12 protein-coding genes are annotated in these 10,587 nt (G+C 62.7%); 7 read left to right on the forward strand and 5 right to left on the reverse strand.

All coding sequences use genetic code 11. The features are described from left to right. The coding region (locus AB7F49_RS34740; protein ID WP_428530960.1) for a L,D-transpeptidase at nt 1-484 on the forward strand (484 nt) is incomplete at its 5' end. Nucleotides 485-531: 47 nt separating this feature from the next. Here the strand turns inward: AB7F49_RS34740 and AB7F49_RS34745 are convergent. Continuing rightward, on the reverse strand, nt 532-906 hold the full coding sequence (locus AB7F49_RS34745) for a gamma-butyrobetaine hydroxylase-like domain-containing protein (RefSeq protein ID WP_428530995.1): 375 nt from the start codon (nt 904-906) through the stop codon (nt 532-534). Nucleotides 907-999: 93 nt separating this feature from the next. On the opposite strand from AB7F49_RS34745, the gene moaA reads away from it, so the two are divergent. From moaA to AB7F49_RS34765, 4 genes are all read left to right on the forward strand, one after another. Continuing rightward, complete coding sequence (gene moaA / locus AB7F49_RS34750; protein WP_428530963.1) at nt 1,000-2,043, forward strand: GTP 3',8-cyclase MoaA; 1,044 nt, start codon at nt 1,000-1,002, stop codon at nt 2,041-2,043. 26 nt (nt 2,044-2,069) lie between these two features. Beyond that, the gene (locus AB7F49_RS34755) at nt 2,070-2,969 is read left to right on the forward strand and encodes a DMT family transporter (RefSeq protein ID WP_428530966.1); all 900 of its coding nucleotides are present in this window, start codon (nt 2,070-2,072) and stop codon (nt 2,967-2,969) included. A gap of 109 nt (nt 2,970-3,078) precedes the next feature. Then, nucleotides 3,079-3,663, forward strand: coding sequence for a TRAP transporter small permease subunit (locus AB7F49_RS34760; protein WP_428530969.1), 585 nt, complete (start codon nt 3,079-3,081; stop codon nt 3,661-3,663). Between the two features lie 22 nt (nt 3,664-3,685). Further along, nucleotides 3,686-5,350, forward strand: coding sequence for a TRAP transporter large permease (locus tag AB7F49_RS34765; protein ID WP_428530972.1), 1,665 nt, complete (start codon nt 3,686-3,688; stop codon nt 5,348-5,350). Nucleotides 5,351-5,440: 90 nt separating this feature from the next. Here the strand turns inward: AB7F49_RS34765 and AB7F49_RS34770 are convergent, their stop codons facing one another. Further along, a complete protein-coding gene (locus tag AB7F49_RS34770) occupies nt 5,441-6,529 on the reverse strand; it encodes a TRAP transporter substrate-binding protein (RefSeq protein WP_428530975.1) in 1,089 nt (362 codons plus the stop codon). 157 nt (nt 6,530-6,686) lie between these two features. Next, the gene (locus tag AB7F49_RS34775; protein WP_428530978.1) at nt 6,687-7,553 is read right to left on the reverse strand and encodes a hypothetical protein; all 867 of its coding nucleotides are present in this window, start codon (nt 7,551-7,553) and stop codon (nt 6,687-6,689) included. A gap of 77 nt (nt 7,554-7,630) precedes the next feature. Here AB7F49_RS34775 and AB7F49_RS34780 point away from each other — a divergent pair, with 77 nt between their 5' ends. Continuing rightward, complete coding sequence (locus AB7F49_RS34780) at nt 7,631-8,368, forward strand: Fe2+-dependent dioxygenase (RefSeq protein ID WP_428530981.1); 738 nt, start codon at nt 7,631-7,633, stop codon at nt 8,366-8,368. A 95-nt stretch (nt 8,369-8,463) separates the two neighbouring features. Here AB7F49_RS34780 and AB7F49_RS34785 read toward each other — a convergent pair whose 3' ends face one another. Together AB7F49_RS34785 and AB7F49_RS34790 are read right to left on the reverse strand one after the other, a co-directional pair. Continuing rightward, the gene (locus AB7F49_RS34785) at nt 8,464-8,934 is read right to left on the reverse strand and encodes a hypothetical protein (RefSeq protein ID WP_428530988.1); all 471 of its coding nucleotides are present in this window, start codon (nt 8,932-8,934) and stop codon (nt 8,464-8,466) included. Nucleotides 8,935-8,983: 49 nt separating this feature from the next. Then, nucleotides 8,984-10,102, reverse strand: coding sequence for an Mrp/NBP35 family ATP-binding protein (locus AB7F49_RS34790; RefSeq protein WP_428530991.1), 1,119 nt, complete (start codon nt 10,100-10,102; stop codon nt 8,984-8,986). A gap of 178 nt (nt 10,103-10,280) precedes the next feature. On the opposite strand from AB7F49_RS34790, the gene AB7F49_RS34795 reads away from it, so the two are divergent. Continuing rightward, nucleotides 10,281-10,587, forward strand: a 307-nt coding sequence (locus AB7F49_RS34795) for an NAD(P)-dependent oxidoreductase (protein WP_428530993.1), incomplete at its 3' end; no start/stop codon positions are given.

A 10,587-nucleotide genomic window follows, 5' to 3' on the forward strand; every position in this document is an offset into this window, starting at 1 on the left:
CGCGCCGCAGAACGTGAAAGTCCGCGGGCTGTTCGAAATTCTCGCGCTGCGGCGCCAGGAGGTCGGTTTCGAGACCAAGGAAAAGCCCGGCACCATCATCGTCTTCACCAAGCAGCGCAAACTCTATTTCGTCCTCGGCAACAATCGCGCGATGCAATACGGCGTCGGCGTCGGCCGCGACGGCTTCACCTGGAGTGGCATCCACACTGTCAGCAACAAGCGCGAATGGCCGGACTGGCGGCCACCGCCGGAAATGCTCAAGCGCCAGCCCGGCCTTCCGCGTCACATGAAGGGCGGCCCGGGCAATCCCCTTGGCGCCCGCGCGCTCTATATCGGCTCGACCATCTATCGCATTCACGGGACGCACGATCCGGATTCGGTCGGCGAGGCTGACTCGTCGGGCTGCATCCGGCTTTCGAACAACGACGTCATCGACCTTTACGGTCGCGTGAAAATTGGCGCGAAGGTCATCGTCGTGAAGTGAGTTTTGCCATCCCGCGGATACGAAAGTCCGCGATCCGGAATCATCGCCTATGTCTTGCGGACGGCCGGATCGCGCGACAATCCCTTTGCCGCGAGTTCGTCGAGATAGTCTTGCCAGAGACGCGCGTGGTTGCGGCCGAGTTCGGCAAAATAGTCCCAGGCGTATATTCCCGTGGAATGCATGTCGTCGAAGGTCAGGCGAACCGCATAATTCCCGACCGGCAGGATTTCCAGGATCATTGCCTCGCGCTTGCCGGGAACGGTCTTGCGCTCCTCCGGCGAATGCCCCTGCACTTCCGCGCTCGGACTTTTGACGCGCAGATATTCGGCCGAAAGCTCGAAGCGCTCGCCGCTGTCAAAAGCAACCGTCAGCGTCTTGCGGTCCTTGCTGAGGCGCAACTCGGTCGGCCACGCCTGGGGCATGCTCATAGGCGCCCTGATAGCGCGCAACGCGGGCAGGTCAAAGGGTTTTGCCGGGCCCTGCAAAGCCCTATATGAATGGGGGTGAGCCCGATCATGAATGCTGCACCGCAACCGATCGACCTGAGCCGAGAAGCCCCGCGCCAGCCGCTGGTGGACCCGTTTGCGCGGGCGATTTCGTATCTGCGCGTCTCGGTCACCGACCGTTGCGATTTCCGCTGCGTCTATTGCATGTCCGAGGACATGGCATTTCTGCCGAAGGCGGACCTGCTCACCCTTGAGGAACTGGACCGGGTCTGTTCCGCATTCATTTCTCGTGGTGTTCGCAAGCTTCGCCTGACCGGCGGAGAACCGCTGGTCCGGCGCGGGATCATGACCCTGTTCGCTTCGCTGTCCCGACATCTGCGCACAGGCGCGCTGGAGGAACTGACCCTTACAACCAACGGCTCTCAGCTCGCTAAATATGCAGCGGAACTGAAGGACCACGGCGTCGAGCGCGTCAATGTCTCGCTGGACACCCTCGATCCGGACAAGTTCCGCGCCGTCACCCGCTGGGGCGACCTGGCCCGTGTGATCGGGGGCATCGATGCCGCTCAGGCCGTCGGCCTGAAGGTCAAGATCAACGCGGTTGCGCTCAAGGGCGTGAACGAGGACGAAATTGCCGGCCTGCTGGAATGGTCGCATGGCCGGGGCATGGATCTGACGCTGATCGAGGTGATGCCGCTGGGCGATGTCGGCGAAGCGCGGCTCGACCAGTATCTGCCGCTGTCGATGGTGCGGGGCCGGCTTTCGGAGCGGTTCACCCTGGACGAGATCGATCACCGGACCGGAGGCCCGGCCCGGTACGTGCGGGTCGCCGAGACCGGCGGACGGCTGGGCTTCATCACACCGATGACCCACAATTTTTGTGAGTCCTGCAATCGGGTACGGCTGACCTGCACCGGCACGCTGTTCATGTGCCTCGGGCAGGAGGACGCCGCAGACTTGCGCACCCCGCTGCGTGCGTCCGAATCCGATGAAGCGCTGCATGCCGCCATCGAAGCGGCCGTGGCACGCAAGCCAAAGGGGCATGATTTTGTGATTGACCGCCGCCACACGCGTCCTGCTTTGCCCCGCCACATGAGCGTCACCGGCGGCTGACGCTGCTGAAGTCCGGACCCTTTTCCGTGAGCCAGCACGCTGCCAATCGTCGCGGCATGATCGCGCTGACCTTTGGCATGGCGGCCTATACCGCCAACGACGCCTTCGTCAAACTCGTGGCGCGCGAACTGCCCTTCGGCCAGGTGCTGTTCCTGCGTGGCATGCTGTCCGTTGTGATTTTGATCGCCATGATCGCCGTTACGGGCCATCTGCGTTCAATGGTCTCCGCAGCCAGGCCGACCGTGTTGTGGCGCGCGTTGTTCGACGCGCTCGGCACGGTGTTCTTCATTGCCGCTCTGGTGAACATGAAGATTGCCGATCTCTCTGCGGTGGTCATGACCGCGCCGCTGATCCTCACCGCACTTGCCGCATTGGTGCTTGGTGATCGCATCGGCTGGCGGCGCTGGTGCGCGATCGGCGTAGGGTTGATCGGGACATTGTTCATCGTGAAACCGGGGGTCGGGACTTTCGACTCCTGGGCCCTGGCGGGCCTCGCCGCCGCTTTCTTTTCCGCAGGTCGCGATCTCACGACCCGCCGCATCGATCCGGCGATCCCCTCCCTGATCGTCGGGCTGTACGGCACCGTCGCGGTGACCTTCTCGGGTGCGGCGATCGGACTGACCGAGAGTTGGACAATGCCGAATATCCCGCAATGGACCAGCATCGCGATCGCGTCCGCGTTTCTCGGTGTCGGAACCTATCTCGTGGTGCATGCCTTTCGCGGCGTCGAAATCGCGGCGGTCGCGCCGTTTCGCTACACGCTGCTGATCTGGATGGGCATCGCGGGCTATGTGGCCTTCGGCGAAATCCCGGACCGGTTTGCGATTGCGGGCGCGGCACTGATCGCGTTGAGCGGGCTTTATGCGCTGCACCGCGAGGCGGTCCGGCGGCGCGAACTCGCGGCACGCACGGTGCCGCCAGCCTGAACTTCCCATTGACGCCCACGGCAAGGTTCGGATTAGGTGAGCAAAACCGGCCGACAGACCGGCCAATCGGGAACGCCGCGGCTTTCGATTTCGAGGGGACGATTGCGCCGTGCAGGCATTGCTCACCGTAAGCCGGCTGATTGACGCCATCAATTCGCGGCTTGGCAAATGGGTTTCCTGGCTGGTGGTCATTGTCGTCATCATATCGGCCGGCAATGCCATCAGCCGCAAGATGTTCGACCTCTCTTCCAATGCGTGGCTCGAACTGCAATGGATCATGTTCAGCGTCATCTTCATGGTCTGCTCGCCCTGGACGCTGATGTCCAACGAGCACATCCGCATCGACATCGTGAACAGCCTGTTTCCGAGACAGGTCCGCAATCTGATTGACGTATTCGGTCACGTCGCATTCCTGCTTCCGTTGACCATCGTCATGATCGTCACGGGCTGGCCGTTTTTCCTCGCCTCGTTCCGGCTCAACGAGCAATCCTTCAACGCCGGCGGCCTGCCCCAATGGCCGGCGAAATCGCTGGTCGTGATCGGATTCACGCTTCTGTTCTTCCAGGGTATTTCGGAGCTCATCAAGCGCATCGCGGTGATGACCGGGAGCATCCCCGACCCCTACGAGCATTCGCTCCATCCGGCGGAAGCCGAAGCCGAACGGCTGCTCGCCGATATCAAGCCCGAAAAGTGACAGCCGAGCCGCCGGAACAGCCATGACTGAGCTTCTGATCCACTACATGGCGCCGATCATGTTCGGCTCGCTCGTGGTGTTTCTCCTGCTTGGCTATCCGGTCGCGTTTTCGCTCGCGGCAAACGGATTGTTCTTCGGGCTGGTCGGCATTGAGCTCGGCTTGTTCCGGCCGGATTTCCTGCAAGCCCTGCCTGAGCGCGTCTATGGCGTCATGAGCAACGACACGCTGCTTGCGATTCCGTTCTTCACCTTCATGGGACTGATCCTAGAGCGGTCCGGCATGGCGGAGGACTTGCTCGACACCATCGGGCAATTGTTCGGCACCATCCGCGGCGGCCTCGCTTATGCCGTGGTGTTTGTCGGCGCCCTGCTCGCTGCCACCACCGGCGTCGTCGCCGCGTCCGTTATTTCGATGGGCCTGATCGCGCTGCCGATCATGCTGCGCTACGGCTACGACCGCAGGGTCGCAACCGGCGTGATCGCGGCGTCCGGCACGCTTGCACAGATCATCCCGCCTTCGCTCGTGCTGATCGTGATGGCCGATCAGCTCGGCCGTTCGGTCGGCGACATGTATGAAGGCGCCTTCATTCCGGGACTGGTCTTGTCCGCATTATATGCCGGCTATGTTTTCCTGATTGCGATGCTGAAGCCGGGCGCCGCTCCGGGCCTGCCGGCCGACGCCCTGACATACAAGGAGCCCGACGGCCGCCGCGGCGTGCTTTCGCTGCTGGTGGTGGTGATGATTTCCGGAACCGCGGCCTATCTCTACATGCGCACGACGAACGTGCCGGCCGGTTCCGATTTCGTGGTGCTGACCATGTCGCTCGGGGTCGCGATCGCTTTTGCGATTGCAGTCGCAAACCGCTTCGTGCGGCTGAACCTGCTGTCGGTGCTGGCCGAGCAGGTGATCTTCGTAATGGTTCCGCCGCTTGCCCTGATCTTTCTCGTGCTTGGCACCATTTTCATCGGCGTCGCCACCCCGACCGAAGGCGGAGCGATGGGCGCGGTCGGCGCCATGCTGCTCGCCATCGCAAAGCGCCGCCTCAGCGTCGATCTGACCAGACAGGCGGCGCAGTCCACCGCCAAGCTCTCCGCCTTCGTCCTCTTCATCCTGATCGGCGCCCGGGTATTCTCGCTGACCTTCTACGGCGTCGACGGACATCGCTGGGTCGAGGAATTGCTGCTCGGGCTCCCCGGCGGGCAAATGGGATTTCTGGTCTTCGTCAATATCTTCGTATTCTTCCTGGCCTTCTTTCTCGACTTTTTCGAGATCGCGTTCATCGTCATCCCGCTGCTCGCGCCGGCGGCGGAGCGGATCGGCATCGATCTGATCTGGTTTGGCGTCATCCTGGCGGTCAACATGCAGACCTCGTTCATGCATCCGCCGTTCGGCTTCGCGCTGTTCTATCTGCGTTCGGTGGCACCGCGCGACTTCTACATTGATCGCGTCACCGGCAAGCGCATGCCGCCGGTCACGACCGGCGAAATCTACTGGGGCGCGGTGCCGTTCGTGGTCATTCAGTGCATCATGGTCGCGCTGGTCATCGCCTTCCCGGCCATGGTGCTGCACTACAAGGGCGCGCAGGTGAAAACCGACCCGGCGAAGGTCGAGGAGCAGTTCAGGAATCTGCCCGGCATCGGGGTGCCGCCGCCGCTCCAGTTCGACACGCCGCCTGTGATCAAGTAATCGAGACCGCGCAAGACCGTATCGCTGCAAGAACAAGGGCCGGCCTTGCCGGCCGGCCCATGTGATCGCGTCACCGGTTCGTGGCGCCGGTCAGGAGCGCGTGCGCGCCCGGATCATGTAGGTGTCATAGGAATACTCGGCAACCGACCACCACAGATACTGGTCGCTCCGGAACGCTGCGATGTTGTCGTAGATTTTCTTGAATTCCGGGTTGCTCGCCGAAATCTCCGCATAGACTTCGTTCGCTGCCTTGTAGCAGGCATCCAGCACCGGCTGCGGATAGGCCTTCAGTTGCGCGCCCTTGGACACCAGGCTCTTGATCGCGCCCGGATTCTCGGCGTCGTATTTCGCAGTCATCGTGACATTGGCGGTGTCCGATGCCGACTTGACGATCTGCTGATAGCTCTTGGGCAGCGCGTTCCACTTGTCGACACTGACGAAATTGTGGATCGTGGTGCCGCCTTCCCACCAGCCCGGATAATAGTAATACGGCGCGACCTTCTGCAGACCGAGTTTCTCGTCGTCGAAGGGTCCGACCCATTCCGCAGCGTCGACCGTTCCCTTCTCGAGCGCGGTGTAGATTTCACCACCGGCAATCTGCTGCGGCACCACGCCGAGTTTCGACAGCACACGTCCGGCAAGTCCCGCGATCCGCATTTTCAGGCCGCTGAGATCGCCGACATCCTTGATTTCGCGTCTGAACCAGCCGCCCATCTGGCAGGTGGTGTTGCCGGCCGGGAATGCGACAAACTTGAACTTGGCGTAGAAGTCGTCGAGCATCTTGCTGCCGCCGTGCTGATACATCCATGCGTTCTGCATGCGGGTATTCAGGCCGAACGGGAACGCACAGGCGAGCGCAAAGGTCGGGTCCTTGCCGACATAATAGTACGAAGCCGTCTGACACATCTCGATCGTCCCGTTCGTCACCGCGTCCGCGACCGCGAGCGCAGGGACGATCTCGCCGGCCGCGAAGGGCTGGATCTGGAACTTGTTATCGGTTGCTTCCGCAACCGCCTTGCAGAAGGTCTCGGCACCGCCCCACAGCGTGGGAAGCGTTTTCGGAAAGCTCGAGGCCAGGCGCCACTTGATCTCCGGATTTGCTTGCGCGATTGCTGGTTTCGCAATCGCGGCGGCTGCCGCGCCCGCACCAATCGTCGCGATAAACTGACGGCGTTTCATGCTTATCTCCCGTACAGGCTCTTGAATTATGTTTCCCGCCTTGCAAGCGGCGCATCCGAACTTGATGCCGTTGCCAGACCGGAGCAAGGCCACGCCTTTCACAAATCAGCGGGGCAGCGTCAATGCGAAATTCGACGGGTATTCGGGCGAAACCCGATCAGGGAAGATTGGACACCGCAAGCCTGGCCGCAGAGGCCGAAGATTGCAGTTCGGTAAGGCTGACGCGGGGCTGCGCCGGGCGGTTGATCCCCGGATAGGCCTGGCCCGCCAGCGTTACGGCCTGGCGCAGGGCCGCTTCCTTCTTCGAGTCCACGCCTTTAAGATATCGCGACGCGCTCTTGGCCTGCTTGCGCGCGGCAATCGCAAAGCCCAGCCCGTCGAGATAGGCTTCAAGATTCTGGTCCTTCTGCACGACCGCATATTGCGCCGCAGCGCGGTCGAGCAGTTCGGCCGCCACCTTGGCCTGCACCGCCTGCGCGGACGCCTTTGATGTCGGCCCCTTCCTTTCGGCGGCAGCAAGAGCGGAAAAAACTGCCTTGGCCTTTCGCTTGACGTCCGCGACTGGCTTCTTCTCGACGGCGGCGGCCACGGCCGCCTCGAGCTTCGGGCCGAGATCCCTGACGCCGAGTTTCTTGAAAACATCTTCCATTGCGACATAGACCTCAGACAGGCCATGCGCGAACATCTGCGCTCCGGCTTCCTGTTCCTTGCCTTCATAAGCCGCAAGTCCGGCGTGAAAATGCGCGGCGATCACCTGTAACGCCACGCCGTATTGCACCGGGTCTGTCGCCGCGGCTTCGGCGTCGATTCCGGCCTCTCCCCCCTCGCCACCTTCCCCGGCCTGACCGAAGGTCGCTGCTGCCTGCGCCATGAGGCGCGCATGCAAGTCAGTGTGGCGCGCCTCGGGCGCCGCGGCTTGCACATCGGACACCGCCTGGACATCCGAAGCCGCGACCGGGAACGGCCCGCCGCTCCCGGCGAGAAAGAAGGCCCCGACGCCGATCCAGATTTTTCGATTTTTCATGGGAATTGCCTCACGGGATGCCGGACGCCGACGCTCCAGAGCTTCCTTAGTCCCCCCTCGTGGCGAGGCCAAGGCCGATGAATTCGAATGGTTCCAATCCCGCTCCGGCCGCATTTGCGCAAGTCCCTGCAGCCGTGGCACCAATCGACCATATGCAGATCGTGATCGCAGACATCCTCTTGCCGGAAGAGCTCGCGGCCGTGCACGACGCGCTCGCCAGAACCCGCTTCATCGATGGCCGCGAGACGGCGGGGTTCGCTGCCCGCAAGGTCAAGAACAATCGCCAGGCCGACGCCAGGGACAAGAACCTCGACGAAATGCGGTCACTGGTCGCCGCGCGGATCATGGCAAGCGAACTGTTCCAAATGGCGGTACGCCCCAAACAGCTCAGCCCGCTTCTGTTTTCGCGCACCGAAACCGGAATGCAATATGGCGTCCATGTCGACGACGCGCTGATGCGCGGCATGCGCACGGACGTCGCATTCACTTTATTTCTCGATCCGCCGGAAAGCTACGACGGAGGCGAACTCGTGATCGAAAGTGCCGCGGGCGACGACGCGATCAAATTGTCCGCCGGCTCGATGATCGCCTATCCGGCGACGACGCTGCATCGGGTGGCACTGGTCACCCGGGGCCATCGGCACGTGGTCGCGGGCTGGGCGCGGAGCTTCGTGCGTGATGCCGCGAGGCGTGAAATCCTGTTCGATCTCGACACCGCGCGGCGCGCCATTTTCGTCCGTGACGGCAAGAGCGCGGAATTCGACCTGATATCGAAATCACTGGCAAATCTGCTGCGGATGTGGGTGGACGATTGAACCGTCATCGGCGGCGGCGCACCCGGGCCGAGGCGCGCCGCATCATTTCCTCAGCGCAGCAGAAACGCCAGTCTCGAACCCGGACGGCCTGAACGTCAATCCGAATCCGGTCGCTTGACGTTCACATTGATCTTGACCGCCCTCCATTCACCATCGGACCTCACATAGGCAAGATCGTAATAGACATGACTTGGCGTTGTGTCGAAATGCCCGACAATCGACAACACGCCGCGATCATCGACCTCCGGTTCCTTGGCCGCGATCGGCTCTTTCGCCGCGATGAGGCTGAGATTGATCTTCTGCTCCACGAACGACTTGAAAGCCTCCTGGAGGCGCTCGGGAGGGAATTGATCGCGGAACTGTTTCGCAGCCCTGGCATGCAATACGGTGTAGTTTTCCGTCAAATTCGCATCGTTGAAAGTCAGCAATGTCGTCTTGATCAGGATTTCCTGCAGAACCTTGTCCGGCGCTTTCTGAGCTTGCGCCGGTACCGCGCACAATGCCGCAGCAACCGACGTGAAGACAATGCTGACAATCCGGAGCAACCTTCTCTGCATGACATGCATTGCGATCTCTCCCTCCTCGCTGTGGAATTTTCCCTGCCTGGCGTCCTGATCAAGCCTCGATCACGATTATCGGGGCCGCGCGCCCGGCGCCCGGCCCAGCGAGCGCATCTCGCAGCCGTTCGGCGATCGCGCGATATACCTTCGCATGCGGTCCGTCCGGCCGGGTCGCGACCACTGGCAACCCCGTATCCGAGGTCTCGCGGATGATCATATCCAGCGGGACCGCGCCGAGGAACGGCACCTTCAGCCTATCGGCTTCATGCTCGGCGCCGCCATGACCGAAAATATCGGATCGCGTCCCGCAATGGGCGCAGACGAAATAGCTCATGTTCTCGATCACGCCGAGGATCGGCACATTGACCCGTTTGAACATGGCTACACCGCGCCTGGCATCAATCAGGGCGAGGTCCTGAGGGGTCGAGACGATGACCGCGCCGGCAAGCGGCACCTGCTGCGCCATGGTGAGTTGCGCGTCGCCGGTGCCGGGTGGCATGTCGACCACCATGATATCGAGTTCGCCCCATTCGACCTCGCGCAGCATCTGGGTCAGCGCCGACATCACCATCGGCCCGCGCCAGATCATCGGCGTCTCCTCCTCGATCAGGAAGCCGATCGACATCACGGCAAGGCCGTACCGGCTGATCGGCTTGAGCCGCGTGCCGCCGATGGTCTGCGGCTTTTCGCGGATCGCCAGAAGCTTCGGCATCGAGGGCCCATAGATGTCGGCATCCAGCACGCCGACCTTCAGGCCCAGATCGCGAAGTGCCAGTGCAAGATTGATCGACGTCGTCGACTTTCCGACGCCCCCCTTGCCGGAGGCGACCGCGATGATGGACTTCACGCCCGGCACCCCTGCAGGCCCCGCCGGCGCGCCGTGCGCGTGGGGCGCGCGCGCCGGTGGCGGCGGCGCGGCCTTGCCGCCGGCGCGCTCGGCCGTGAGCGCGATCATCGCCGAACGGACGCCCGGCATGGCCTTCACCGCCTCTTCGACCTCCCGGCGTACCGGTTCCCAGGCCTTGACCTGTCCCGCATCGACGCTGAGCGAAAAGAACACCTTGCCGTCCGTCACCACAATGTCGGACAGGGCGCCGCTATCGGTGAGCTTCATGCCCCCGGGTGCCGCAATCGCCGCGAGACGTTCGCGGATCTGGTCCTTTGTGGGTGCCACGCTGTGCGATCTCCGGTGTTCCGGGGTTTAGATAGGGCGGGTTGACGGCCTCGCACAAGGCGTCACATTGCCCGCGGTTTATGTTGCTGGGCGGCCGCACGGGCCGTCGGGCCATGATGCCGACCGGCGTGACGCGGTTTCGGATCATCGGCCAAACGCATGGAAATGGGAGGGCGCGATGGCGAAGGTGGCGTTTCTGGGGCTTGGCGTGATGGGCTACCCGATGGCCGGACACTTGAAGGTCAAGGGGGGTCACGAGGTCACTGTTTACAACCGCACCGCCGCGAAGGCTGAAAAATGGGTCGCGCAATACGGCGGGAACAGCACCCTCACCCCGAAACAGGCCGCCGTCGGCCAGGATTTTGTCATGTGCTGCGTCGGCAATGACGACGACCTGCGGCAGGTGACGCTTGGAGCGGACGGCGCCTTCGCCGGCATGAAAGCAGGCGCGGTCTTTGTCGATCACACCAGATCGGAAGAGCGTC

It is taken from the genome of Pseudorhodoplanes sp., assembly GCF_050250235.1.
GTDB lineage: Bacteria > Pseudomonadota > Alphaproteobacteria > Rhizobiales > Xanthobacteraceae > Pseudorhodoplanes.